This is a genomic window from Peribacillus sp. FSL E2-0159, from assembly GCF_038643155.1.
GTDB lineage: Bacteria > Bacillota > Bacilli > Bacillales > DSM-1321 > Peribacillus > Peribacillus simplex.
Genome location: NZ_CP152053.1, coordinates 3,694,770 through 3,721,480, shown reverse-complemented (window position 1 = coordinate 3,721,480; position 26,711 = coordinate 3,694,770). Strand labels below are relative to the sequence as shown.

Below are 26,711 nucleotides of genomic sequence, written 5' to 3'. Positions count from 1 at the left end.
AAGGGGGACTATGTGTGATAAGAGGAATAAGGGGTGCCACTACAGTAGAGAGAGACACAGAAATGGAAGTGATTTCAGCTGTCGAAAAGTTGATGTCAGAGATCATTCAGGTCAACGAGATTGATCCCGATATGGTAGCTTCTGTATTTTTTTCTGCTACGGAAGAGATACGTTCTGTCTTCCCTGCCAAAGCCTTGAGGAAATTCGAAGGCTGGACTTATGTACCGGTTACATGCATGAAAGAAATACCGGTGAGCAATTCCTTGCCATTTTGCATCCGGGTCATGATCCACGTAAATACGACGAAATCTCAACAAGAGATACATCATGTATACCAGGCAGGGGCTACGGTATTACGGCCAGATTTGACAAAGCAGATATAAGATGATTATAAAGCTATGAATATGATATACTATTCTCACACTTTCTTACTTTAAAGTGATAAAAAAATAGAGGTGATTGACATGAAATGGAATGAAGCGGTCCTTTCCTTGAAGTCTTATCAACCGGGAAAATCCACTGATGAAGTGAAAAAATTATACGGGTTAGAAAAAATCACGAAATTAGCATCAAATGAAAATCCTTTTGGCTGTTCGGAAAAGGTCAAGGAGTCGGTTAGGAATTCTACCCATTCGTTTGCCATCTATCCGGATGGATATGCAACGATGCTTAGGGAAGCTGTTGCAAAACATACTGGTGTGAAAGAAACTCAGCTTATTTTTGGAAATGGATCTGATGAGAACATTCAAATCATCTCCAGGAGTCTATTGGGAGCTGGAAAGAATACGGTCATGGCAACAGGCACTTTTTCGCAGTATCGCCATAATGCCACGCTGGAAGGTGCGGAAATCAGGGAAGTTCCTCATATTGACGGTGCTCATGATCTAGAAGGAATGCTTAAAGTAATAGATGATAAAACAGCGGTTGTCTGGCTTTGTACACCAAATAATCCAACAGGTAAATACATTTCGGAACAGGACTTATTATCGTTCATCGAAAAAGTGCCGGAAGATGTTCTTATCGTTTTGGATGAAGCTTATTGTGAATATGCAACGGCTGAGGATTACCCGAGAACGAATCAATGGATTAATAAATATAAAAATTTGATCATACTCCGGACATTCTCAAAAATTTATGGACTTGCGAGTTTTAGGGTTGGGTACGGTTTGGCGGATGAGGATATTATTCAGAAACTAGATCCTTCCCGGGAACCATTCAATGTCAACACATTCGCACAGAATATTGCTATCGTCGCTTTGGAAGATCAAGCCTTCATTGAAAAATGCAAGGAAGAAAATCAAAAAGGGCTCAATCGGTACTATGAATTTTGCAAAAAGGAAAATTTAGCTTATTACCCGTCACAAGGTAATTTCATCTTTATCCATTTTAAACAGGATGCAGATGTGGTGTTTCAATATTTGCTTGAGCGCGGGTATATCGCAAGGTCGGGGAAATCTTTCGGTTTTCCTAACAGCCTAAGGGTAACGATTGGTTCTACGGAAGAAAATGAAGGAATGATTAATGCTATTAAAACTTTTTTGAATGAAGTTGAGGCACCTTCTGATTCGCTGCTTTAACGTTTCATCAAACCTAGAGGAGCATAAAAGATGCGGGGGAGAGAAGAGTGAAGGGTAAGGTTTTTGTAATAGGTCTAGGTCTAATTGGCGGTTCACTGGCCATGGCTGTACGCCATGCGCATCCCGAAGCAGTGATTGTTGGTACGGACCTAAGTGAAAAGAATATTCAACTATCGATGCTATTAGGGATCATTGATGATTCTGTATCATCTTTGGAAGCGGGAGCATGTGAAGCTGATTTGATTCTACTTGCTGTGCCTGTCAATGAAACCGTGAAGATTTTAGCTCAATTGGCTGATATGAATTTAAAAAGTGATGTACTCATATCGGATGCAGGAAGTACGAAGGATACAGTCGTTAAGGCAGCAAAACCATTGATAGATAAAGGGGTGGCCTTCATCGGGGGGCACCCTATGGCTGGTTCCCATAAAAGCGGCGCTGCGGCAGCCAAATTGCATTTATTCGAACATGCATTTTATTTGCTTACTCCCGGAGATTCCATCGAAGAAGAAAAAGTTGAGCAGCTGAAAGGGTGGCTGCAAGGGACAAGAGCGAACTTTCTGGTTGTGAGTCCTGCCACACATGATAAGCTGACTGGGGTCATTAGTCATTTTCCGCATATTGTCGCATCGGGGCTTGTTAAGCAGGCAGAAAATTACAGTAAGGAAAATAAGTTGATTTCAAGGCTTGCAGCTGGTGGATTTCGAGATATTACAAGAATTGCTTCAAGCAGTCCGGAAATGTGGCGTGACATTTTGTTACATAACCGGGATGTGCTACTTGAATTAATGAATGATTGGCTGAATGAAATGGAGCATATAAAAGGTTTGGTCGCGAATGAAGATAGTGAAGAAATCCTTCGATTCTTTACCGATGCCAAGATTTTTAGGGATGATTTGCCAACATCTGCGAAAGGCGCCATACCAGCATTTTATGATTTATATATCGATATACCGGATTATGCCGGAATAATTTCTGAGATTACGGGATATTTGGCACAAGAAGGTATCAGCATTACAAACATAAGGATCATTGAAACCAGGGAAGAGATATACGGTGTGCTGGTCATCAGCTTCCAAACGGATGTTGATCGCATTAAAGCTGCGGAGTGTATTTCAAGACATACAGATTATGAAACGATCCTGGCATAATATTAATAGGGGAGGATGGTTTTATGAATACAAAAAAATTACAAACGAACATCCAAACATTACGTGGTTCGATTGCCATACCTGGAGATAAGTCGATCTCCCATCGTTCGATAATGTTCGGAGCCCTTGCTGAGGGGGAAACGACAGTCACTAATTTTCTTCCAGGAGCGGATTGTTTAAGTACGATTTCCTGTTTTAAGCAGCTTGGAGTCCATATTGAACAAGATGGCCAGCACGTCAAAATTGTAGGCAAAGGTTTTAAAGGATTAACGGAACCAGAATCAGTGCTGGATGTCGGAAATTCTGGTACCACAATCAGGTTAATGATGGGCATTTTGGCAGGGCAAGAATTTTCTGCTGTTTTGGCGGGTGATGAATCGATAGCCAAACGTCCAATGACCCGGGTAGTCAACCCTCTTCGCCAGATGGGAGCGATCATTGATGGCCGAAAAGGAGCCGAATACACCCCGCTCTTCATAAGAGGAGGCAAATTACAAGGTTTTCGCTATGAATTGCCTGTGGCAAGTGCGCAGGTAAAATCAGCGATAATCTTGGCTGGTTTACAGGCAGAAGGTGAAACGATCATTATCGAACCGGAAGAGACCCGTGATCATACAGAACGAATGATCCAAGAGTTTGGCGGCAAAATCGAAAAGGACGGTCAAACGATTAAAGTAAGCGGAAATCAAGTCTTCAAAGGGACCAACATCCATGTGCCGGGTGATATTTCTTCAGCGGCCTTCTTCATGGTAGCTGCAGCGATTACGGAAAATAGTGAAGTGGTGTTAAAGAATGTGGGCCTTAATTCGACAAGGACTGGAATCATCGAAGTCATGAAATCGATGGGGGCGGATATTACGATAGAGAAGAAGACTAGCGAGGGTGAACCTGCAGGAGACATAACTGTCAGAAGCTCCCGACTAAAAGGAACGACCATCAGCGGTGATTTAATTCCCCGTCTCATCGATGAAATACCGGTAATAGCACTTCTGGCAACACAGGCTGAAGGGATAACGACGATCAAGGATGCAGCAGAACTTAAAGTGAAAGAGACGAATCGAATTGATACTGTTGCAAATGAGCTTTCCATCCTGGGCGCGGATATAACCCCGACAGCAGACGGATTGATCATCAAAGGACGTAAATCCCTGAATGGAGGTATGGTTACAAGCCACGGAGATCATCGTATCGGGATGATGCTTGCTGTAGCGGCTTTGATAACGGATGGTGAAGTGGAACTTGCTGATCCTGATGCCATAGATGTATCATATCCACAATTTTTTGGGCATTTGACGCAATTGATAAAGTAAATATAAAAAAAGTTTACATACCTTATTTGGTCTGTAAACTTTTTTTAAATGCTTGAAAGTGTTGAAAGCGCTAACATTCTGGCTTTTTGAACCTGTATTAATCATGAAAATAATGAAAAAGGCGTTCATGATCAAAAAGGAGATTTACCGTAGCGTGGAGAATTAACTAGTAACCTTTTTTTAATGAGAATGGGAGGGGACTTCATCAATGGAATACAGGGCTACAGTATGGTAAACTAATGAATACTGTTTACTATGCATCTCGCGATTACATGGGTATTTTGTTCTTATTGGCAGGGTATGTTACATTATGGCGTGAGTGTGTATGACTAGGGACCAAGTCTATCATGCAAAAGGGGATTCAACAATGAACACAGTGGAACAAGTTATACAGCATTTAAAAAAAGGGGAATTAACAGAAGCTCTTAAACATATAAATCGAATTAAATCATCAGAGTCAGCAGAGGACATATTGCTGCTGGCCGAAGAAATGCTCCAGCTTGGTTTTGCGGAGGAGGCAAAGGATCTTTTTGAACATCTGCTGCAACTCTATCCCGATGAAGGAGAATTGATTGTTTCGTTGGCGGAGATCCTGATTGACATGGACCAGGAAGATGAAGCGATGCTGATGCTTGAAAAAGTAAGTGCAGATGATGAAGTATATCCAAGTGCTTTGCTTTTGGAAGCGGACCTTTATCAATTACAGGGGATGGATGAGGTCAGCGAACGGAAATTACTGCAGGCCAAGGAAATGCTTCCAGATGAGATCATCATTGATTTTGCACTAGCTGAACTGTTCTTTCATCAAGGAAGGGATCAGGAAGCCATTGCAAATTACATAAAGGTTTTGGAACAGGAACAAGAGATCGCTGGTGTTAATGTCAATCAGAGGCTTGCTGAAGCATTAAGCAGTTCGGGGAAGTTCGAGGAGGCCCTTCCGCACTTTGAAAAGGCCTTAAATGATGGACTTGAAATCAATACCCTATTTGAATATGCATTTACAGCTTTTCAGGCAGGTCTTTATGAGACAGCCGTACGAAAGTTTATTGAACTGAAAGAATTAGATCATGAATACCATTCTTTATATTTGTACCTGGCAAAGAGTTATGAGCATCTTGAAGATCTGGAAAATGCCTTGAAAACGGTCAGAGAAGGAATCAAGGCTGATGAATTCAATAAGGAACTTTACTTCTTCGGCGGAAAAATAGCCTTGAAAAGCGGGCATGAAGAAGAGGCGGAAAATCTATTTAAAGAAGCACTTGCCATTGATCCGGGATACCTGGAAGCTGCACTTACGCTCTTGAAATTGTATATGCACCACGAAAGGTATGAAGATGTTTTGGAGTGTATTGGTGAAGTTAGGCGATATGGAGAAGATGATCCGCAGTTTGAATGGATAGCTGCTGTATCCTATCAGCATACTGAACAATTTAAAGAGTCATTAACCAGCTATCATAAAGCATATAATTCATTCAAGAACAATCAAGATTTCCTTGAAGATTATGGTTTCTTTTTAATTGAAGAAGGAGACAGAGCCACATCTAGAGAAGTATTTAATAAGCTGCTTGAGATGAACCCGGCGAATGATGAGTATGCGATGATTTTGGAGCGGCTAGGTGAAAGTACAGATCAAATGTAGATAAGCGAAACAAAACTAAATCAAGACAGAGGAGGGAATTCATGGTGGCTGCCCCTGTTTCTGTGAATGAGAAGAAGGATTTTATTCGGTGGTTTTTAAATCATTATCAACTGAAACGAAGAGAATGCGTGTGGATATTGAATTACTTAATGAGTCATGACCAACTAATGAAAAAGGTTCATTTTGTAGAAAATGCACAATATTGCCCACGTGGACTGATTATGTCGACACATTGTGTGGATGAAGTCCCTTTCAGGTTTTATAAGTCCAATATCATGACGACCGATGCAGAGAAATCTTTTCATGATATCCGTTTAAATAGGGATGAAGACATATATATTCAGCTCAATTTTAAATCGTCATACTCTTCCTATCAATATGCAGCGGTACTCGAGCACAATCCCTTCATGCCGAAATCAACGGCATCAAATGAAAAAGATCAGCTGCTGGCTGAACAATTTTTAGAAAGAAGCATGTTGTATTTTCAAAGGGACCGTCTGCTTAAGGAGATCGATGAAGCACTTGATAAGCATGATGAGCAAGCATTTAAGAACTTAACCGAACAATTGAATCAATTAAAAGTACTTGGATAAAATAAATTGACCTTTCCGTAATCAGGAAAGGTTTTTATTTTTTATAAAACATTGATAAAATCCACATTTTTGTAAAGACTATGGGTATATGGTAAAGATGTTATAAAAATAATGGTAAAATGATAAGGAGTTGATTTGAAAAATCGGGAGTGAAGAAAAAACATGAAGTGGACAGCAAAAGATCTTGACATGTATATGCAATCAAAAGAGTATGTGGATACCGTTTTGATTCCTTTGGTTCCCCTATCTTTTAAAGGGCAAATGAAGCAAACGGGCTCAATGAATGAATTTCTTACCATTTTAAGTTTGGAAATTGAAAAGCAGATGAAAGGAAGAATTCTTTTATTGCCAACATTTCATTATTTGAGTGGTGAAATGGATAAAGTTGAGCGGTTAAAGCGTTGGGCCAATGAATTGAAAGAAAATGATTTCGAGCATGTTTTTTTTCTAACATCGGATTTTGAGTGGAAAAAGGAAGAGCGGGTATTGGAAAATAATTTAGTATGGATTCCTGCCATCCCCTTGGAGGGGCTTGAAATTGAACAAGCAAAGGAAATGATTAACCAGCAAGTTCTCCAAATCCTTGATATTTTCTCTTATAATTGGAATAATGAAAAAAAGTAGGATTTTTCTCATTATTTGACACATAGTTGCCACCTTTTGGGTTTTACAAATATTGACCTTGGTAAATTATTGAGATATCATGGAAATGTCCTAGTTTTATAGTGTCGCTATTAATTGGTCCTTTGGGCTCTCAGTATAGTAATAGAGGGGGGGAAAACGCATGAGCAAGCATAATGTTTCACGACGTCAATTCCTTAATTACACACTTACTGGCGTTGGTGGATTTATGGCGGCCGGTATGTTGATGCCTATGGTTAGGTTTGCAATTGATCCTGTATTATCAGCAGATAAAGGCGGGGACTACGTTGCAACTAAACAGAAGGTAAGTGAACTGACTACCGAACCAACCCGTGTTGACTTTAGTTTTAAACAGGTCGATGGGTGGTATGAGTCTGAAGAAACAAATACAGCTTGGGTTTACAAAACGGATGATGGTAATATCGTTGCTTTATCTCCAATCTGTAAGCATTTAGGCTGTACGGTAGGTTGGAATACGGATAAGACTAATCCGAATCAATTTTTCTGTCCTTGCCATTATGGCAGGTATACGAAAGATGGGATGAATGTCAAAGGGACACCGCCAGTTTCACCATTGGATGTCTTTGACACGAAAGAAAAAGATGGAATACTTTATTTGGGTCAACTAAAACCGCACGGGGAGGCGTAAACATTGCTAACAAAGTTATATGACTGGGTGGACGAGCGTTTAGATATTACGCCGTTATGGCGGGATATTGCTGACCATGAGGTTCCTGAACATGTTAACCCCGCACATCATTTTTCTGCATTCGTATATTGTTTTGGTGGGTTAACTTTCTTTATTACGGTCATCCAAATCTTGTCAGGCATGTTCTTGACGATGTACTATGTCCCGGACATTAAAAACGCTTGGGAATCTGTTTATTATTTGCAAAATGAAGTTGCCTTCGGTCAAATTGTCCGTGGTATGCATCACTGGGGAGCAAGTCTAGTTATCGTTATGATGTTTTTACATACTCTTCGTGTCTTCTTCCAGGGAGCTTATAAAAAACCGCGTGAATTGAACTGGATGGTCGGCGTATTGATTTTCTTCATCATGCTGGCATTAGGCTTGACTGGTTATTTATTGCCATGGGATATGAAAGCGCTATTCGCAACCAAAGTTACTTTGACAATTGTCGAATCGGTACCGTTAATGGGACCAGCACTCAAGACATTGATAGCAGGAGATCCAACCATCGTTGGAGCACAGACATTGACACGATTCTTTGCAATTCATGTATTCTTCCTGCCAGCAGCTTTATTTGCTTTACTAGCGGCTCATTTCCTGATGATCCGAAAACAAGGTATTTCAGGTCCGCTATAAAAGAATGGTGAACCAAAAACCAAAAAAACCTTTTCATAAAGGAGGGGAATTGTTCAATGCATCGTGGGAAAGGTATGAAATTCGTAGGTGACTCGCGTATCTCCGCGGACCGTAAACCGAATATTCCGAAAGATTATTCAGAATATCCTGGGAAAACTGAAGCATTTTGGCCTAATTTCCTTTTAAAAGAATGGATGGTAGGAGCTGTATTTCTTGTAGGTTATCTTTGCCTGACAGTCGCACATCCGTCACCATTGGAAAGGATAGCAGATCCAACAGATACAGGGTATATTCCGCTGCCGGACTGGTATTTCCTATTCCTTTACCAATTACTTAAGTATACCTATGCTTCAGGTCCTTATAATGCAATCGGGTCCATGGTAATACCTGGTTTGGCTTTCGGGGCATTGCTCTTGGCACCTTTTCTAGATCGTGGTCCAGAGCGGAGCCCAGCGAAACGTCCTTTTGCTGTAGGCTTCATGCTATTGGCAATGGCAGGCGTTTTTTATTTAACATGGGAGTCCGCAGCCCATCACGATTGGGAAGCTTCCAAGAAGCAAGGAGCAATCGTGGAAGGTGCAGACATTGATAAAGAGAGCGATGGGTATAAATTGATGGATTCTAATGGCTGTATTAGCTGTCACGGAGCAGAATTAACTGGTGGAGCAGGAGCGCCAAGCTTAATTGACACTGGATTAAAGCCAGAAGAAATCTCTAAGATCGCAGTCAAAGGCCAGGGCGCCATGCCAGCTGGCATGTTCAAAGGTACAGATGAAGAATTGGCAACATTAGCTGAATTTGTATCAGGTTTATCGACAAAATAATATAGCCATCAACAGATTTTCTTTCATATGCTGCAAAAGAAGCTGACGACCACGGTTGTCGGCTTTTTTATTGGTAAATTGAAGTGTTAATGAGAAGAAATTGAAATGAATACTTGGTTTTCTGGTTGATGGCCTGTAAAATGAGTATACATGAGAATGTAAGTGAGGGTAAAAGAATGAATGTTATCTACAGTTGGCTTGCAAATCGGCAAATGCTCGTTTTGTTATTATTAATAAATATATTCGGAACTGCCTATGGATATTATTGGTACGGTAGTCAATTGGAAAACACTCCTGCGATTTTTTTGGCATTTGTACCGGACAGCCCGACAGCTAGCCTGTTTTTTGTATTTGTTTTATTGGGGTTCCTATTAAGAAGGAATTTCGGACTTATGGAAGCATTGGCGATAATAACACTATTCAAATATGGCATATGGGCAGTTTTAATGAATTTGATGACCTTCGTGACAACAGGTTCATTGCCATGGGAAGGTTATATGTTAATGGCTTCTCATTTGGGAATGGCGATTCAAGGAGTATTATATGCACCATTTTATCGAATAAAACCTTGGCATTTGATAGTGGCAGGGATTTGGACCATACATAATGACATCATCGATTATGTTTTTGAAATGATGCCCGTATACCGTGATTTATTGGTATATATGAATTCGATAGGTTATTTCACTTTTTGGCTCAGCATAGTTTCCATTTTTGTCGGCTGGTACTTTGGATATAGAAAAAAGCGAATCACCCTATCCTTCATCCATTAAAAAGTTAACCCTGCATAAGCTTTGTAAAAGCAGGGTTAACTTTTTTATGTTGAACGAGGTCTACTCATGTTTTTTCTTTCATATCGTTTTAGTAGAGATATGAGGAGGGACGAGTAGCATGTTGAAAAAATTCATATTAACCATTGCTGTTTTATTTGTCGTCTTACATTTCCCTGTCTATGCAGAATCCTCTTCAAGTTTGGAGCAATTAGATAACATTTCCGATAGAGCCTTGGAAATGACCAAGTTGAAGCGATATGGAGATTCGGAAAAGATGCTGACGTTTTTTTCTGACCGGTTTTTAAAAGAGACAGCGAAAGAGCAGATCCTTGACATGGACGAACTTCGAATTATCACTGTAGCTCATAATGAAGCGTTGATGACAATAAAGGATATGAACAAGGGAGATTCCGAAAAGGTTAATTCTGTTACAAAGTTCCGGCTTGTTGTTGATGCGGTTAAGTCTACCCATCAGCCCCTTTGGACAGAGATGGAGGATCAAATGATGAATTCCTTCCAGCAGACAAAGAATGCCGCGATCAATCAAGACACAATTACATTCAATAGCCAATTGAACTTATTCCTATCACAATATGAAATGATATATCCAAGCTTGAAAGTCGACCTTTCTAAAGAAACGATGCAGCAACTGGACACGAGGATTCAATACATCAACCAATACCGTCCGGAGGTAATCAATGATGGAGAAAGTCAAAAGGAACTGGATGCGTTGCAAAGCGAACTAACCTCAATTTTTGATGATATGGGGGAAGATGATGCAGATCCTTCCCTTTGGTGGGTCATCATATCGACAGGCTCAATCATTATCATGACGCTTTCTTATGTAGGCTGGAGAAAATATAAAGGTGATAGGGAAAAACCAAGGAAAGAACATAATGATTAAAAAGACAGGGGAAGAGAACACTATATTTGACACGGTTGCCTTCAATCCATAGAATTAAGAGTAATAATAGTAATAGGAGGATACCATGTATTTCATTTATTTGGCGATTATCATTTTAATCCCGATTTATGCACAAATGAAAGTGAAAAGCACATATAAAAAATATTCAAAGGTATCGGCCTCATCTGGTATGAATGGTGCTGAGACGGCGCGGGCCATTTTGGATCAAAATGGACTGTTCAATGTCAGAGTTGAAGAGACACCTGGAATGCTTTCGGACCATTATGACCCAAGGGATAAAACGGTGCGTTTATCAACGGAAAACTATCACGGCCATTCAGTTGCCGGTGTAGCGGTTGCAGCCCATGAAGTTGGACATGCGATTCAAGATAAAGAAGCATATGCATTCTTGCGTTTCCGCCATGCATTAGTACCGGTAGCTAATTTTGGCTCTAACATATCTTGGATTTTGATTTTAATCGGGATGTTAGCTTCAATTCCTGGGTTGCTATTGGCGGGTATCGTATTTATGGCAGCCGCAGTATTGTTCCAAGTGATAACACTGCCGGTTGAATTCAATGCCTCTTCTCGGGCGATGGATCAACTCGTTTCCGCTGGGGTCATCCGGAATGATGAAGAACGGGAAACGAAAAAAGTATTAAGTGCTACTGCAATGACCTATGTTGCTGCCGCTCTTGTAGCCGTACTGGAATTGGTTCGTCTTCTGCTTATGTATACAGGAATGCGGGAAGAAGATTAATTTGAAAAAGGACACCATCTTAGGATGGGGTCCTTTTTCATTTTTAAAAGTATTTGTTGCACATTGCTAATAAAATTCAGTTAGACAGGGCAACATTCATAAGGATTGCATTCCATCGGTATGCCACAAATCATTGGATTACCTTTCAATGGGATTCTTGTTTTCATCAAGGGTAAAGCCCTCACCCAATACGTCATGCACTTCACTTACAGATACGAATGCGTGAGGGTCCACCGATGTTATGGCATTTTTTAAGCGGACTAACTCATTTTTCCCAACAACACAATAGAGTACTTCCCGGTCATTGCGTGTAAAGGACCCATATCCCCTTAATACGGTTACGCCCCGCTCCATATCATTCATTATTTTTTCAGCAATTTCCTTGTTTTTATCACTAATGATCATTGCACCTCTAGCAGCATAGGCTCCTTCTTGCATAAAGTCAATTACTCTAGCACCTATAAATACGGCAACGAGGGTATACATCGCTTGCCGGTAATCCAGGTAGGTAAGGATTGAAAGGCCAATGACGACGGCATCAAAGATGAACATGGTCCGTCCCATGCCCATCCCTAAGTAACGATGGGCAAAACGGGCGATGATATCCACTCCGCCTGTTGTCCCGCCGTAACGAAAGATTATGCCCAGCCCGACACCAACAGAGACCCCGGCAAACAATGCCACCAGCATCAAGTCGTTTCCGAGATCGATTTCGATTTGGTATCTCTCGAAAACCCATAGCCAAACGGAGAGGCCAACCGTTCCGATAATCGTATAAAAGAAAGATGTTCGCCCTAAATATTTCCACCCTATTAAAAATAAAGGAATATTCAAAATCAAATTAGAATATGAAGGATTTATCCCGATAAGTTGATATATAATCAAGGTGAGACCGGTGAATCCGCCTTCTGCCAAGTTGTTCTGCATGTTAAAATGCACGAGGCCAAAGGCGAAGATTCCAGCCCCAAAAAGGATGAATATAATATTTTTCAATTTTAAGCCCAAAAGCATGTCCCATACCTCCAAAGGTTTGCATATCATTAATTTACTTATTATAACTAATTAACCAACTATGGGCAATTTGAATTTGCGAACGTATCTGTTGTCATCTGTTTCACTTTTAGCTAACATGGAGAAGGTATGATGTTTGAAAACGAAAATCAAGAATGGGTGACTATATGGAAAAGCATAAGACGATCCAACAAATGCAAACGGAAGTCGACCAATACATAGGACAATTTAAAGAAGGATATTTCAGCCCTCTGGCCATGCTCGCCCGCATGTCTGAAGAACTTGGGGAATTGGCTAGGGAAGTCAATCATTACCATGGTGAAAAACCTAAGAAGGCAACAGAGGAAGAGAATACGATTGAAGCGGAATTAGGGGACATGCTTTTTGTGTTGATTTGTTTTGCCAATTCTTTAGGGATAGACCTTCAAAACTCGCATGATTTGGTCATGGAGAAGTTTACAACCCGCGATAAAGATAGATGGACAAGAAAAGAAGAGAAAATGGAGGAGGAAGGTAAAGATGAGTAAAGTGAAAGTGATTGTAGCTGGTCCACGTGGCAGAATGGGAAATGAAGCGGTGAAGCTTGTACATAGGACAGAAGGGTTTGAATTGGCAGCTGTCATAGATCGCAAGCATAACGGGGAAAGCCTATCCGCAATAGAAGGTTTTCACGGTATTGAAGCACCAGTTTTTTCGGATGTAAATGAATGCTTTTCATCTATAGAGGCGGACGTATTGATCGATTTGACCACACCAGAAGTGGGAATGTTCCATACCGAAACGGCACTTAATCATGGCATCCGCCCTGTAGTGGGAACAACTGGTTTTACTAAGGAAGATTTAGCGAAGCTTGATTCATTAACAAAGGAAAAGGGAATTGGTTGCATCATCGCGCCAAACTTTGCAATTGGAGCCATTCTGATGATGAAGTTTTCCCAAATGGCCGCAAAGTATTTTCCGGATGTAGAAATCATAGAAATGCACCATGATCAAAAACTGGATGCTCCTTCTGGCACTGCTTCCAAAACGGCAGACATGATTGCAGCGGTACGTGAAACAAAACAACAGGGGCACCCTAATGAAAAAGAAACCATCCAGGGGGCAAGAGGTGCAAATATAGATGGCATGCATATCCACAGTGTAAGGCTACCGGGACTGGTTGCCCATCAACAGGTGCTTTTCGGAAGTGATGGAGAGCTATTGACGGTTCGGCATGATTCCTTTAATCGAGCGTCCTTCATGTCAGGTGTCAAACTTGCTGTCGATACCGTCATGAAATTGGATGTTCTTGTATACGGCCTGGAAAATATTATCGAATAGGGATCAGGAGGATTTACGATGAGAATTGCCTTAATTGCCCATGATAAGAAAAAAGAAGATATCATTCAATTTGTAACAGCTTATAAAACTGTATTTGAACAGCATGAATTATTTGCAACAGGTACGACCGGGAAACGAATCATGGAAGAAGTATCATTGCCCGTCCATCGTTTTCATTCAGGACCTCTTGGAGGGGATCAGGAAATAGGTGCAATGATTGCACGCGGAGAAATGGACATGGTCCTATTTTTCCGGGATCCATTGACATCACAGCCACATGAACCTGATGTATCGGCGCTTATACGCCTTTCAGATGTATATGAAATTCCATTGGCTACAAATATGGGCACGGCAGAAGTGCTGATACAAGGTTTGAAACATGGGTATATGGACTGGCTAAAACTACGGCAAAAACAAGGTGAGATAAATGATAAACAAAAGTAACATAGATATTCTGGCTTTCGGCGCACATGCGGATGATGTTGAAATCGGTATGGGTGGCACGATCGCTAAATATGTGCAACAAGGCAGGAAAATTGTCATTTGTGATTTGACAAAAGCTGAAATGTCATCCAATGGAACCGTTCCATTGCGGCAAGAGGAAGCGCATAAAGCTGCTGAAATCCTTGGGGTGAAGAGGATTTCCCTTGATCTACCCGACCGGGGACTTTACATGAAAGCGGAATACATAAATCAAATCATTAACGTCATTCGCCAATATAAACCAGCCCTTGTATTTGCACCATTTTTTGAAGATCGCCATCCCGATCATGGTAACTGTGCCAAATTAGTCGAGGAAGCAGTTTTTTCGGCAGGAGTAAGAAAGTATATGGAAGAAGAAGGCCTTGATTCTCATCGTGTCCAAAATATGTACTATTATATGATCAATGGGTTTCACAAACCGGACTTCGTCGTGGACATCACTTCGACAATATCGAAAAAGCTGGATAGCCTTAGGGCATATGGCAGCCAATTCGAAAAAAGTCAAGTATCTGTTGAAACACCGCTAGTTAATGGCTATATCGAGACTGTCGAGGCCCGGGAGCGGATGTTCGGTAAAGAAGTGGGTGTCTCCTATGCGGAGGGATTCATGACAAAAAAACCGCTTATGATCGATGCCGACTTGTTAGGAGAAAAATAATCTTATGAAATTAAAAATTGGAATTACCTGTTACCCTACAGTTGGGGGTTCTGGTGTCGTAGCAACTGAATTAGGTAAGATGCTTGCAGAAAAAGGACATGAAATACATTTCATTTCTTCAAGCATCCCTTTTCGTTTGAATAAGATGTACTGTAATATTTTTTATCACCAGGTTGAAGTGAACTCATATTCAGTCTTTCAATATCCACCATATGACCTGGCGCTTGCGAGCAAGATAGCGGATGTCGTAAAACGGGAGAAATTAGATATCCTTCACGTTCATTATGCAATTCCCCATGCTGTTTGTGCGATCCTTGCAAAGCAGATGTCAGGTAATGAAGTAAAGATCGTAACCACACTGCATGGTACGGATATAACCGTATTAGGCCATGATCCCTCTTTGACCAATTTGATAAAATTCGGGATAGAGCAATCCGATGTCGTTACGGGAGTATCTAATTCCCTTGTTCAGCAAACGCACGAATTAATCGCGCCTGAAAAGGAAATCAAAACAGTTTATAATTTTATTGATGAAAGAGATTACCATAAATCTGATTCCGATTACCTTAAGGATGAATACGGAATCAGTGAAGATGAAAAAGTGATCATACATGTTTCGAATTTCCGTTCGGTCAAGCGAGTGAAAGACGTCATCCAGGCGTTTTATTTAACTCAAAAGAAAACGCCTGCAAAGCTTCTACTCGTAGGAGACGGGCCGGAAGTGACAACCGTATTGAAATTGGCTAAAGATCTTGGAATCGATGATTTGGTCTTGTTTCTTGGTAAGCAGGATAACCTTGCCGAATTATATTCAATCAGTGATTTGATATTCCTGTTATCGGAAAAAGAGAGTTTCGGTCTTGTGCTGCTCGAGGCGATGGCATGTGGAGTTCCTTGTATAGGTACGAATATCGGGGGAATTCCTGAAGTCATCGTTGATGGGGAGACTGGTTATATTTGTGAATTGGGAGATGTCACAATGGTTGCTGAAAAAGCGATTGGACTTTTAAGCGACCCGATTTTACATAAACGCTTTTCTGAAGCTGCGCTGGAAAGGGCCAATACTAATTTTCACTCCGATACGATCATGTCAGAATATGAAGCCATCTACATTCAAGCACTTAAAGATAAATCCATGGAATAGGGAGGGGATGCTGATGGATCGGTTATTCTTAAAATCAGTACCCATTCTGGAATTGATTGAAGAAGCAGGATACGAGGCTTATTTCGTTGGCGGCTCTGTAAGGGATTATATCCTTGGCAGGCCCATAAACGATGTGGACATCGCTACTTCGGCAACACCCCAGGAAATAAAAAGGATTTTTCCTAATACGGCTGATATCGGGATCGACCACGGGACAGTGCTTGTTATTACGGATACGGATACATACGAAATTACAACGTTTAGAACAGAAAGCGGATATTCGGACTTTCGCAGACCCGATACTGTGCAATTTGTCCGTTCTTTGACTGAGGATTTGCAAAGAAGAGATTTTACGATGAATGCAATGGCAATGGATAAGACAGGAAAGATCATAGATCCATTTAATGGTAAGCGTGATTTGGCAGAAAAAAGGATTATTACGGTTGGCAACCCGCATGAAAGGTTTCATGAGGATGCATTAAGAATGATGCGTGCTCTAAGGTTCGTCAGTCAACTTGATTTTGAACTGGATCAAGAAACCTTTGATTCCCTTAAAGAGAACGCCCAGATCATCAGTGAAATCGCTGTCGAAAGAATCCTGGTTGAATTTGAGAAGCTAGTGGCCGGCTCCAATAAGATAAGGGCTTTCTCACTCTTGCTGGAAAGCGGATTATATCAATACCTGCCTCTATTCTCCAGTAAAAAAGATCATTTAATGGAATTGCTGAACCTGCCGCTTCATCAGCTAAAAGCGGCAGAAATATGGTCCATAATCATGATTCACACAAAGGATCAGGAAATGGAAGAGGCTTTGAGGGAATGGAAGCTGCCAGTGAAAACCATAAGAAACGTTCAACGTACGATACAGCTAGTGAAGAAAGAATCATCAGCCATCGATGTATTTCAGGCAGGTCATGGGGTAACTGTACAAGCTGCTAAAGTCAGGGCGGCACTGACTGGCGGTAATGTATCGGATGCGGAGGAGAATGCACATCGACGCTACAATGAACTTATTATAAAACAAATGTCGGATCTTGCCGTTACGGGGACGGATTTATTGAATTGGCAACAAGAAAAGCCAGGTCCATGGGTCAAAGAATACTTGGAAAAAATATTGGAAGCTGTCTTGAATGAAGAATTAAGAAATGATAAAGAAGAAATAAAGAGGTGGCTGGTGAAATGCAATCTGAGTTAAGAACGAAGCTGATGGAAGCCCTCTCAAAAGCGGATGGTGCGTTTATATCCGGTCAGGAAATTGCTGAATACATTGGCTGTTCGCGTACAGCCGTCTGGAAGCATATAGAAGACCTGCGCAGTGAAGGTTATAATGTAGAAGCCGTTAGGAAAAAAGGCTATCGGATCATATCAGCGCCTGAAAAAGTTTCCGAGAGCGAAATACAACTTGGCTTGGAAACAAAAACGATCGGCAAGATGATCCATTATCAGGAAACTGTAGAATCCACTCAAAAAATTGCGCATCAACTAGCAAATGAAGGCGTTCAGGAGGGAACCGTCGTCGTTGCCGAGGAGCAGTTATCCGGAAAAGGAAGGCTAATGAGATCTTGGCATTCCCCAAAATTCAGCGGCATATGGATGAGTCTCATCCTAAGACCGAAAATCCCGATTCATGAGGCTCCACAACTTACATTATTGGCCGCGGTCGCAGTTGCTCAGGCTATAGAGGATACCACTGATTTGAAGCCACAAATAAAGTGGCCGAATGATATTTTGGTGAATCGCAAGAAGGTGGTGGGCATCCTGACGGAGATGCAGGCGGAGTCTGATAGAATCCATTCTGTCATTATCGGAATTGGAATGAATATCAATCAGCAATTGGAGGATTTTCCTGAAGAACTGCAGGAAAAAGCGTCTTCCCTTCTCATAGAAAGTGGAGGGACGGTTTCAAGGTCCAAGGTCATACAACGAGCATTGTTTCGTCTGGAAAATTTGTACGAACTCTATTTAGATCAAGGCTTCATGCCAATAAAGGATTTATGGGAGAGTTATGCGATCAGTCTTGGTCAGGTTATCAAAGCCAGTACCGTTAATGACACGATTGTCGGAAAAGCTTTAGGAATAACGGATTCAGGCGTTTTACTTCTTGAAGACGGAAAAGGAACAGTACATTCGATATATTCTGCAGATATTGAAATTCAGTAGATTTTTGTCAAATTCGTGAAAATTAAATAGAAATTTTCAATTTGGCTTGATATAATGCAAGTGGGCAGTATCTCATGTGAACTGCACCCCCATCAATACCAAATTATTTGAAAATCTGCCTTGATCCAGAGAACTGGACGGGGACGGAGGGATGAAACTTCTGATGAAACTAAGGTTGACTAAAAAGATAAGTCTGTTTATTGATCGATATTTGGCTTTTTAAGCCATTTTTCGTAGCGAAACAGATACTTTTTTAGTCAATCTTTTTTTTGCGCATGAATGTATAGACACCAGTTTTCGCTGATGTTTTCATCTCCTCCATCAAAAGGAGGAAACGTAATGAAATTGTCCGGAGATTTTTTGAAAATGAAACAAAACCAAGAGAAAATTGTCATGCTGACGGCTTATGATTACCCGTCAGCAAAGTTAGCCGAACAATCAGGTGTAGACATGATTTTAGTCGGCGATTCTTTAGGAATGGTCGTATTGGGATATGACTCAACGATTCCAGTTACGGTGAATGACATGATCCATCATACAAAGGCAGTAAAACGCGGGGCACCAGATACTTTTGTCGTGACGGATATGCCCTTTATGAGCTATCACCTATCTATGGATGAAACGCTCAAGAATGCAGCCCGGATCATGCAGGAAGGTCATGCGGATGCCGTGAAGCTTGAGGGAGCTGATAATGTTGTTGAAAAAATATCAGCATTGACCAAGGCGGGCATCCCGGTTGTAGCCCATCTTGGCTTGACTCCTCAATCAGTCGGCGTTCTGGGCGGATATAAAGTGCAAGGAAAAGATGCCGAAAGTGCAGCACAGCTCTTGGAAGATGCGAGAAAGTGTGAAGCGGCGGGGGCGATGGCAGTAGTATTTGAATGTGTTCCATATCAAGTGGGGGAACTCGTCACACGGAACCTCGGAATTCCAACCATTGGAATTGGGGCAGGCGTAGAAACGGATGGTCAAGTCCTCGTTTACCATGATGTTATCAAGTATGGGGTAGACCGGCTAGCGAAATTCGTAAAAGTTTATGGAGATGCAAATGAACTGATTGGCCAATCGATAACAAGTTTTGTGAATGAAGTGAAATCTAAAGATTTTCCGTCGGAAGAACATACTTTTACGATGAAGGAAGAGCAGCTTTCTGAACTTTACGGAGGGAAAAGATGAAAACTTTTACATCAGCAGCTGATTTGCAACTGGCACTTAGAGAGGAAAAAAACAATCACAAAAGCATTGGCTATGTAGCGACAATGGGGTTTTTACATGAGGGGCATGCCACCCTTTTGGAAAAGGCGCGCAAAGAAAATGATATTGTGGTATTGAGTATTTTTGTGAATCCGATGCAATTTGGACCCAATGAGGATTTTGAAACATATCCGCGGGATTTGGAACGGGATGAAAATGTCGCAGCCAATGGCGGAGTGGATTATCTCTTCTATCCAACAGTCCACGAAATGTACGGTGAAGAACCATCTGTGAAAGTTGTTGTCCAAAGCAGGACGGATGTTTTATGCGGGAGACAAAGGCCTGGACACTTTGATGGTGTAGCGACAGTCTTAACGAAATTCTTCAATATCATCCTTCCGGATAGAGCTTACTTTGGTAAGAAGGATGCACAGCAAGTCGCCGTGATAGATGGACTGATCAAAGACTTTAATTTCCCTATCCAGCTTGTTGCTGTAGATACGGTTCGCGAAGAAGATGGGTTAGCGAAGAGCTCGCGAAATGTTAACCTATCAGATCAAGAACGCATGGAGGCTAAAGAGCTGTACCAAAGTTTATTAAAGGCCAAAGAGGCGGTTAAATCAGGTGAAAGAAATGCAGCAACCGTCTTGGCCTTAGTAAGTGAACATATTGCTGCCCATACAAGCGGAGTGGTCGACTATATTGAAGTCTATCAATACCCTGAACTTAAACCACTTGAATCGCTGGCAGGAAACGTCATCATTGCAATGGCTGTAAAGTTCGAGCATGCAAGACTAATTGATAATATCACCTTATATGTAGAATAATTCAAGAAGATCTGGGGGAATAGAGATGTTTCGAACGATGATGAATGGAAAAATCCACCGTGCACGGGTAACTGAAGCTAATTTGAATTATGTAGGCAGTATTACGATTGATGAAGACATTATTGATGCGGTGGGTATTCTGCCTAATGAAAAAGTCGCCATCGTGAATAATAATAATGGTGCACGACTTGAAACGTATGTGATTGCGGGTGAACGGGGCAGCGGTGTCGTGTGTTTGAATGGAGCGGCAGCTAGACTAGTGCAGCCGGATGATATCGTGATAATCATTTCTTACGTAATGGTTTCAGAGGATAAACTGGGTGATCACAAACCAAAAGTTGCGATCATGGATGAAAACAACAAAATCATTGATTTGATTTCAAACGAACCTGCGGCTACAATCATGTAAGCGGAGGGCCGGCACATGTGCATGAATCATGCATACAGGTGCCGGCCCTTTTAGTCTGTTGATGAACGGCTTGTTTCCTTTATTACGATTATTATGGTATAAAAAAGATAAGAGAATTCCATCAGGAAGTGGAGAAAGCGAAGTTTGAGGTGTACAATTCATGATGCAACGATATGTAGTGGTCGATTTGGAAACAACAGGGAATTCTCCGAAAAAAGGAGATAGGATTATTCAATTTGCTGGCGTGGTCATCGAAAATGACCAAATTGTGGATGAATACTCGACATTCATCCACCCTGGACAGGAAATTTCCTTGTTTATTGAAGAATTGACCGGAATAAGCAACGAGACGGTAAAAAATGCACCTGACTTTGAAGATGTTGCAGAAAATATTGCCCGGCTTATAGAAGGGGCTTGTTTTGTTGCCCATAATGTTTTATTTGATTTATCTTTTTTACAGGAAGAACTAGTACGATGCGGGTTTGAGCCGTTTTATGGCTCCACCCTTGATACAGTAGAGTTAGCGAAAATATTAAAACCAACATCCGATGGATATAAGCTGCACCAGCTGGCTAAAGAAGAAAACCTAGATCATTCCAGGCCCCATCAAGCGGATAGTGATGCATATGCCACCGCTTTATTATTGTTGGAATTGAAAAAAAAGCTGATGAATCTTCCAGTCATGACACTTAAACAGTTATATCGATTATCTTATTCCTTACAAAGTGAGGTTTCCGAATTAATAGATGCTTGCATTGCAAGCAAACTTGCTAAAGCAGAAGTCCATTCACCTGATCTCATTACTTATAGGGGCCTTGCATTTAAAAAGGCTGAAGAAGAAGGTGATCATAAAGATACGGCGTCGAAATTCCCGCTCGATGATGAAGAAAAAATAGCCATGCTCCAAAGTGCATTCCCTGCCTTTGAAGCAAGAAGCGGACAACTTGATATGATGAACATGATTCACCATTCCTTCGAATCCAGCCAGGATGCAATCATTGAAGCTGGGACAGGTATTGGAAAATCCCTTGGCTATCTGCTTCCGGCCGTTTATTTTGCAAAAAAACATCATAAACCTGTCGTCGTTTCGACGTATACGCTTCAGCTACAGGATCAACTTCTTCAAAACGAGGTTCCTAAGCTTAAGAAAATCCTTCCATTTAACTTTCAAGCTGTTTTGCTAAAGGGGAGAAGTAATTATTTGAGCTTGGCAAAGTTCGAAAGGGCATTGCGTGAGAAGGAAGATAATTATGAAACGGCATTAACGAAAATGCAGATATTGGTTTGGCTTACTGAAACCGTAACAGGTGATAAAGATGAATTGAATCTTACAAGCGGCGGTCAACTATTTTGGAATAGGCTTCAAAGTGATGGTCTTACATACGCCGGCTTAAAACAGCCCTGGCTTGAATTGGATTTTTTTGAACGGGCAAAAAGAACAGCTGCCAAGGCGGATATCATCATTACTAATCATTCATTTTTGATGACGGATCTGCTTACAGAAGACGCCTTGATTCCAAAAAAAGGGTATTTGATTCTCGATGAAGCACACCATTTGGAACAGGCAGCATCTAAACAGCTTGGGAGCAGGCTTAATTACATTTCGGTGAAGACGGTTTTGAACAGGCTAGGGACATCAGATCAAAAGCAATTATTATATAAATTGGACAGGATGCTCTTAAATAATGGACTGACGGATGGGAAGTCTACGTATGACTTAGATCAAAAGCTTAGTGATTTTTCGTATGAATTCGAACAGCTTTTTTATTACATTTCCAATCAGTCGGAAAAACTTTCACGTTCGATGCGTCCGAAACGGCTTTCATTCAAAATAGATGATGGTAGATGGGGTAAAGCTATTCTTGTTGCTGAGCGATTGGTGGATTTATTAGGATACATCATCACGGAGTTAGAGAAAAGATTGGCCCTTTTATTGAATAATGAGTCCCCCTTAGGAAAAAATTCATTATTTCACTTGAATGATATCGAGGTGCTGCTTGGACATTTACAGGATACCAGGGACTCCTTGCATGAATTTTTCATCAAGCCGCATGAGGAAAATATTTATTGGCTTGATTATACAAATGCAGCGCCCCAGCATGGGGTGACTTTGACGGTTCAGCCGATTGCAGGAAGTAAACGGTTATGGGATTCCTATTTCGGGCGCCAAAAAAGTGTGGTCATGACATCGGCCACCCTTGTGGTGAAGGATTCTTTTAAGTATTTTAAAGAACAACTCGGTCTAGAGAATGAGCCAATGCAGACAGCAAGTTTTCCTTCACCCTTTCCTTATAAGGAACTCGTAAAGGTACTGGTTCCCAATGATCTACCAGATATTAATTGCTTATCGGTGGAGGAATTCTCCGAAACCGTGGCAAACCATATTATTGCAGCCGCTCAGGCAGCGAAAGGGAGGATGATGGTATTATTCACCTCGCATGAAATGCTGCGGGCAACCTATCATTCCATCAAAGATTGTGGCGTTCTGGATGAGTTCACCCTGTTTGCGCAAGGGATTTCTGGCGGAAGCCGGATGAGGCTGCTCAGGAATTTTCAAAACTTCGAGAAAGCCGTCCTGTTTGGGACAACCAGCCTATGGGAAGGCGTGGATATTCCCGGCGAGGATTTATCTTGTTTAATCATTGTCAGGCTGCCTTTTTCGCCACCGGATGAACCAGTGACAGCTGCAAAATGCCAACTTCTCGAGAAGCAAGGGCGTAATCCTTTCTCTGCGTATTCTTTACCTGAAGCCCTGTTAAGGTTTCGACAAGGATTCGGCAGGCTTATACGCACTCCAGAAGATAAAGGGGTATTGGTTATTCTTGATCGCCGTATCATCACTGCCAAATATGGATCTGAATTTCAGAAGTCCATTCCGGAAGTGGACTGGCACCAAGCCTCAATAACAGAAATGGCTGAAATGATAGAAGAGTGGATTTAATTTTTAGATTATTCATTAATCCAAAATGAATTTTTATGAATTTATAAAGAAAAATAACCTTTGAGCTGGTATAATGTGATAGGTAGTAAAGCCTTCAAATCCTATTCATACCAGTGGTTGTTGACAAATTATTAAAATGGAGGGGCGTTTTCATGGAAAGTAAAATCGAAGTAATTTCAACAGTCAGGTTGCAACATTCTCCTGATCTGTATAAAATTGTGGATTCTTTGAACCGAACATTGAAAAAAGATGACTTAATGTTCGGCCTGGCACTGGATTCCCAAGATCAAGAAAAAGCGATATTTACAATTTATCGTACATAGAAAGAAGGAAAAGCAGCTTTGAAAAAATGGTTGATTATTGCTTCTATTCTGGTCCTTTGTTTTATCGGATTTGTCAGCGGGGCATATATTAAAGCGTTGCAGCCTAAAAAAGAGGCTGGTAATGAGGCTTTCAAAAAGGCAAAGGAAGAGGGCGGCCTTGTGACAATGGAAGAATTTTACCTTTATAATGGGCAGGATTCATACTCCGTCATCATTGGTAAGGGGGAAAAAGGGACTAAAAAAATAGTCTGGCTTCCTGAGGACAAGAAGAAAGAAATAGTAGTGGAAAACTATAAAGATGGTAAATCAAAAAAAGAGATCTTAAACATTGTCAAAGAAAAGCTTAATCCCCAAAAAATCATTTCGGTTAAGCTAGGCATGGAAAAGAACGTTCCGCTTTGGGAAGTAACGTATCTTGATGAATCCGAGCGTTTTAACTATGACTATTATGATTTTAAAACTGGGGAATGGCTAAAGTATTATCGAAGCATTTAGAATGGAGGATTTAAAATGAAATTAGCGAACCGCGTTCAGTCATTAACGCCATCAACAACATTGGCCATCACGGCAAAAGCAAAGGAACTTAAGGCACAAGGTCTAGATATAATTGGTTTGGGTGCTGGTGAACCAGACTATAATACGCCCAAACATATCATAGATGCAGCACTTCTTTCCATGAATGAAGGTCAAACTAAATACACGCCATCCGCTGGTCTGCCGAAGCTAAAAGAAGCAATTGCGGCTAAGTTGAAGCGTGATCAAGGCTTGGAATACAAAACGTCTGAAATTGTAGTTGGCTCAGGTGCAAAGCATGCGCTTTACACATTGTTTCAAGCTATCCTGGATGAAGAAGATGAAGTCATTGTTCCGATACCATATTGGGTGAGCTATCCTGAGCAAATCAAGCTTGCTGACGGTAAGCCAGTTTATGTAGTCGGTACGGAAGAAAATCAATATAAAATCACTAAAGAACAATTAGAACAAGCAATTACCGAAAAAACGAAAGCGGTTATCATCAACTCTCCAAGCAATCCAACGGGCATGCTTTATTCCAGGGAAGAATTGGCGGCTATCGGGGAAGTTTGCCTGGCTCATGATATCTTGATCGTTTCCGACGAAATATACGAAAAATTGGTTTATGGAAATGCTAAACATACATCCATTGCAGAGATTTCACCTGAATTGAAAAAGCAAACGATCATCATCAATGGTGTTTCTAAATCGCATTCGATGACTGGCTGGAGAATTGGTTATGCAGTCGGTGATGAGTCAATCATTAAAGCAATGACGAACCTTGCAAGCCATAGTACATCCAATCCTACCACAACTGCTCAATATGGTGCGATTGCCGCTTATGAAGGTACTCAGGAGCCTGTTGAAGAAATGCGTCAGGCATTTGAAGGCCGTTTGAATAAGATATATGATAAATTGGTTGAAATTCCAGGCTTTAGCTGCATTAAACCACAAGGGGCATTTTATTTATTCCCGAATGTTAAAAGTGCAGTTGAATTAACAGGGTACAGCAATGTCGAAGATTTTACGACTGCGTTACTGGAAGAAGCTCAAGTGGCTGTTATTCCAGGTTCAGGGTTTGGTGCACCTGATAACATCAGACTCTCTTATGCAACTTCATTGGAGCTGCTGGAAGCAGCCGTTGAAAGAATACATTCATTCGTTAAATCAAAAATGGCATAAATTTTTAATAACCTGCAGACTACCTGGCTACATCAGGATCTGCAGGTTTTTTTTGTTGGATTATATTTCGATATGGCACTTTCGGGAAGAAGGCATGATAAGCATTTTAGTTCACTTCACTATGGCAAAGGAAAAGGTGGACCACTTGATTTTTGTTACATTCAGACTATTCAAATGAACTGATCATTATATATGGCACAACAAGCTTGTAAAGAAAAAATCATATATGATTTTTAATAAAAATCGATTGCAATCATATATGATTTCATATATGATAAAAATATGGAAGAGAAAAACAAAAACCCCAGTAAAAAGCAAATAGCTTATGAGCACCTTCGTAAATTAATTTTGGATGGAACATATGGTTCTGGACAGCGGATCATTATCGATCAAACAGCAAAAGAACTAAGTTTAAGTCCGATTCCTGTCAGGGAAGCAATCAGACAACTGGAATCTGACGGCCTTATTCAATATAAGCCTTATAGTGGAGCAGTGGTTACAAGCATTAATGAAAGCGAATACATTGAAACTCTTTCAGTTTTATCTTTGCTTGAAGGATATGCAGCTGCCCTCAGTTCTTTAACGATGAATGATCATGATTTTGAAAATCTAATTAATTTAAACAAAGAAATGGAAAAAGCCCTCCATAACTTTGAATTAGAGCTGTTTGGTAAGTTAAACGAATGCTTCCATGCGGAAATTTATGAAAAGTGCGGAAATTCCTTTTTAAAGGAAGAAATTAAACAAGCGCAACAAAGAATGAATAGAGTCAGAAAGTCCATGTTCACCATGGTGCCGCAACGCGCAGTCCAATCGATTTGCGAACATGAAAGCATCATAAAGCTTCTAAAGGAAAAAGCATCTTTTGAAGAAATTGAATCATTGGTGAGAAAACATAAACTGAATGCCATCAGCACATTCAAGCAGAGGGCGGAAACTAATCACGATCAGGCACTTTGATTACCCAGGCTTTGTTTTATAATAGTCAATCGATTATTCATAAAATCAAAGCCGATTTTTTCACTTGGATTATTCGGAATATTCAA

At 40.9% G+C, this 26,711-nt stretch carries 29 protein-coding genes; 28 read left to right on the top strand and 1 reads right to left on the bottom strand.

Annotated elements, in window-relative coordinates; translation table 11 throughout:
- Positions 1-14 precede the first annotated feature (14 nt).
- The 13 genes from aroH (at position 15) to NYE63_RS18035 (ending at position 11,500) form a co-directional block, all read left to right on the top strand.
- Positions 15-383 carry a chorismate mutase gene (aroH, locus tag NYE63_RS18095; RefSeq protein WP_342602167.1) on the top strand — a complete coding sequence of 123 codons (369 nt, stop codon included), beginning with the start codon at positions 15-17 and terminating at the stop codon, positions 381-383.
- 81 nt (positions 384-464) lie between these two features.
- Complete coding sequence (gene hisC / locus NYE63_RS18090; RefSeq protein WP_342602166.1) at positions 465-1,577, top strand: histidinol-phosphate transaminase; 1,113 nt, start codon at positions 465-467, stop codon at positions 1,575-1,577.
- 47 nt (positions 1,578-1,624) lie between these two features.
- Positions 1,625-2,728, top strand: a complete 1,104-nt coding sequence (locus NYE63_RS18085) for a prephenate dehydrogenase (RefSeq protein ID WP_342602165.1) — start codon at positions 1,625-1,627, stop codon at positions 2,726-2,728.
- A 23-nt stretch (positions 2,729-2,751) separates the two neighbouring features.
- Complete coding sequence (gene aroA / locus NYE63_RS18080; protein ID WP_342602164.1) at positions 2,752-4,038, top strand: 3-phosphoshikimate 1-carboxyvinyltransferase; 1,287 nt, start codon at positions 2,752-2,754, stop codon at positions 4,036-4,038.
- Positions 4,039-4,405: 367 nt separating this feature from the next.
- Entirely contained in the window at positions 4,406-5,677 is a 1,272-nt protein-coding gene (locus tag NYE63_RS18075; RefSeq protein ID WP_342602163.1) for a tetratricopeptide repeat protein, read from the top strand.
- Between the two features lie 41 nt (positions 5,678-5,718).
- On the top strand, positions 5,719-6,270 hold the full coding sequence (locus NYE63_RS18070) for a ReoY family proteolytic degradation factor (RefSeq protein WP_063233222.1): 552 nt from the start codon (positions 5,719-5,721) through the stop codon (positions 6,268-6,270).
- 162 nt (positions 6,271-6,432) lie between these two features.
- Positions 6,433-6,894, top strand: a complete 462-nt coding sequence (locus NYE63_RS18065; RefSeq protein WP_342602162.1) for a YpiF family protein — start codon at positions 6,433-6,435, stop codon at positions 6,892-6,894.
- Positions 6,895-7,054: 160 nt separating this feature from the next.
- The gene (locus NYE63_RS18060) at positions 7,055-7,561 is read left to right on the top strand and encodes a ubiquinol-cytochrome c reductase iron-sulfur subunit (RefSeq protein ID WP_063233224.1); all 507 of its coding nucleotides are present in this window, start codon (positions 7,055-7,057) and stop codon (positions 7,559-7,561) included.
- Positions 7,562-7,564: 3 nt separating this feature from the next.
- The gene (locus NYE63_RS18055) at positions 7,565-8,239 is read left to right on the top strand and encodes a cytochrome b6 (protein WP_034307974.1); all 675 of its coding nucleotides are present in this window, start codon (positions 7,565-7,567) and stop codon (positions 8,237-8,239) included.
- Positions 8,240-8,295: 56 nt separating this feature from the next.
- Positions 8,296-9,063 (top strand): c-type cytochrome, encoded by a 768-nt coding sequence (locus NYE63_RS18050; protein ID WP_342602161.1) that lies wholly within the window; start codon positions 8,296-8,298, stop codon positions 9,061-9,063.
- A 176-nt stretch (positions 9,064-9,239) separates the two neighbouring features.
- Positions 9,240-9,836: a DUF1405 domain-containing protein gene (locus NYE63_RS18045; protein ID WP_342602160.1), complete on the top strand. Its 597-nt coding sequence runs from the start codon at positions 9,240-9,242 to the stop codon at positions 9,834-9,836.
- A gap of 118 nt (positions 9,837-9,954) precedes the next feature.
- Positions 9,955-10,740: a sporulation protein YpjB gene (gene ypjB / locus NYE63_RS18040; RefSeq protein WP_063233227.1), complete on the top strand. Its 786-nt coding sequence runs from the start codon at positions 9,955-9,957 to the stop codon at positions 10,738-10,740.
- 85 nt (positions 10,741-10,825) lie between these two features.
- Complete coding sequence (locus tag NYE63_RS18035; RefSeq protein WP_342602159.1) at positions 10,826-11,500, top strand: zinc metallopeptidase; 675 nt, start codon at positions 10,826-10,828, stop codon at positions 11,498-11,500.
- Between the two features lie 138 nt (positions 11,501-11,638).
- Here NYE63_RS18035 and NYE63_RS18030 read toward each other — a convergent pair whose 3' ends face one another.
- On the bottom strand, positions 11,639-12,511 hold the full coding sequence (locus NYE63_RS18030; RefSeq protein WP_063233229.1) for a YitT family protein: 873 nt from the start codon (positions 12,509-12,511) through the stop codon (positions 11,639-11,641).
- Positions 12,512-12,678: 167 nt separating this feature from the next.
- Here NYE63_RS18030 and NYE63_RS18025 point away from each other — a divergent pair, with 167 nt between their 5' ends.
- The 15 genes from NYE63_RS18025 to NYE63_RS17955 all read left to right on the top strand — a co-directional run bounded on the left by NYE63_RS18025 (position 12,679) and on the right by NYE63_RS17955 (position 26,625).
- Entirely contained in the window at positions 12,679-13,038 is a 360-nt protein-coding gene (locus tag NYE63_RS18025) for a nucleotide pyrophosphohydrolase (protein ID WP_207440388.1), read from the top strand.
- Entirely contained in the window at positions 13,031-13,831 is an 801-nt protein-coding gene (gene dapB / locus NYE63_RS18020) for a 4-hydroxy-tetrahydrodipicolinate reductase (protein ID WP_342602158.1), read from the top strand. Before NYE63_RS18025 ends, dapB begins: the two co-directional genes overlap by 8 nt.
- 18 nt (positions 13,832-13,849) lie before the next feature.
- Complete coding sequence (locus NYE63_RS18015) at positions 13,850-14,275, top strand: methylglyoxal synthase (RefSeq protein WP_063233231.1); 426 nt, start codon at positions 13,850-13,852, stop codon at positions 14,273-14,275.
- The gene (gene bshB1, locus NYE63_RS18010) at positions 14,259-14,972 is read left to right on the top strand and encodes a bacillithiol biosynthesis deacetylase BshB1 (RefSeq protein ID WP_342602157.1); all 714 of its coding nucleotides are present in this window, start codon (positions 14,259-14,261) and stop codon (positions 14,970-14,972) included. The genes NYE63_RS18015 and bshB1 overlap by 17 nt, the downstream gene beginning before the upstream one ends.
- A 4-nt stretch (positions 14,973-14,976) precedes the next feature.
- Complete coding sequence (gene bshA, locus NYE63_RS18005) at positions 14,977-16,116, top strand: N-acetyl-alpha-D-glucosaminyl L-malate synthase BshA (protein WP_342602156.1); 1,140 nt, start codon at positions 14,977-14,979, stop codon at positions 16,114-16,116.
- 13 nt (positions 16,117-16,129) lie between these two features.
- On the top strand, positions 16,130-17,311 hold the full coding sequence (locus NYE63_RS18000) for a CCA tRNA nucleotidyltransferase (protein WP_342602155.1): 1,182 nt from the start codon (positions 16,130-16,132) through the stop codon (positions 17,309-17,311).
- The gene (locus tag NYE63_RS17995) at positions 17,296-18,276 is read left to right on the top strand and encodes a biotin--[acetyl-CoA-carboxylase] ligase (RefSeq protein ID WP_342602154.1); all 981 of its coding nucleotides are present in this window, start codon (positions 17,296-17,298) and stop codon (positions 18,274-18,276) included. The genes NYE63_RS18000 and NYE63_RS17995 overlap by 16 nt, the downstream gene beginning before the upstream one ends.
- A 339-nt stretch (positions 18,277-18,615) precedes the next feature.
- Positions 18,616-19,452: a 3-methyl-2-oxobutanoate hydroxymethyltransferase gene (gene panB / locus NYE63_RS17990; protein WP_342602153.1), complete on the top strand. Its 837-nt coding sequence runs from the start codon at positions 18,616-18,618 to the stop codon at positions 19,450-19,452.
- A complete protein-coding gene (gene panC, locus NYE63_RS17985; protein ID WP_342602152.1) occupies positions 19,449-20,297 on the top strand; it encodes a pantoate--beta-alanine ligase in 849 nt (282 codons plus the stop codon). Before panB ends, panC begins: the two co-directional genes overlap by 4 nt.
- A 25-nt stretch (positions 20,298-20,322) precedes the next feature.
- Positions 20,323-20,706 (top strand): aspartate 1-decarboxylase, encoded by a 384-nt coding sequence (panD, locus tag NYE63_RS17980; protein WP_054400285.1) that lies wholly within the window; start codon positions 20,323-20,325, stop codon positions 20,704-20,706.
- Positions 20,707-20,866: 160 nt separating this feature from the next.
- Positions 20,867-23,647 carry an ATP-dependent DNA helicase DinG gene (gene dinG, locus NYE63_RS17975; RefSeq protein ID WP_342602151.1) on the top strand — a complete coding sequence of 927 codons (2,781 nt, stop codon included), beginning with the start codon at positions 20,867-20,869 and terminating at the stop codon, positions 23,645-23,647.
- Between the two features lie 152 nt (positions 23,648-23,799).
- The gene (locus NYE63_RS17970) at positions 23,800-23,970 is read left to right on the top strand and encodes a YpmA family protein (protein WP_065310840.1); all 171 of its coding nucleotides are present in this window, start codon (positions 23,800-23,802) and stop codon (positions 23,968-23,970) included.
- 18 nt (positions 23,971-23,988) lie between these two features.
- A complete protein-coding gene (locus NYE63_RS17965) occupies positions 23,989-24,465 on the top strand; it encodes a DUF5590 domain-containing protein (protein ID WP_063233239.1) in 477 nt (158 codons plus the stop codon).
- Positions 24,466-24,480: 15 nt separating this feature from the next.
- The gene (locus NYE63_RS17960; protein WP_342602150.1) at positions 24,481-25,665 is read left to right on the top strand and encodes a pyridoxal phosphate-dependent aminotransferase; all 1,185 of its coding nucleotides are present in this window, start codon (positions 24,481-24,483) and stop codon (positions 25,663-25,665) included.
- A 282-nt stretch (positions 25,666-25,947) separates the two neighbouring features.
- Positions 25,948-26,625: a GntR family transcriptional regulator gene (locus tag NYE63_RS17955; protein WP_342602149.1), complete on the top strand. Its 678-nt coding sequence runs from the start codon at positions 25,948-25,950 to the stop codon at positions 26,623-26,625.
- Positions 26,626-26,711: the final 86 nt, after the last annotated feature.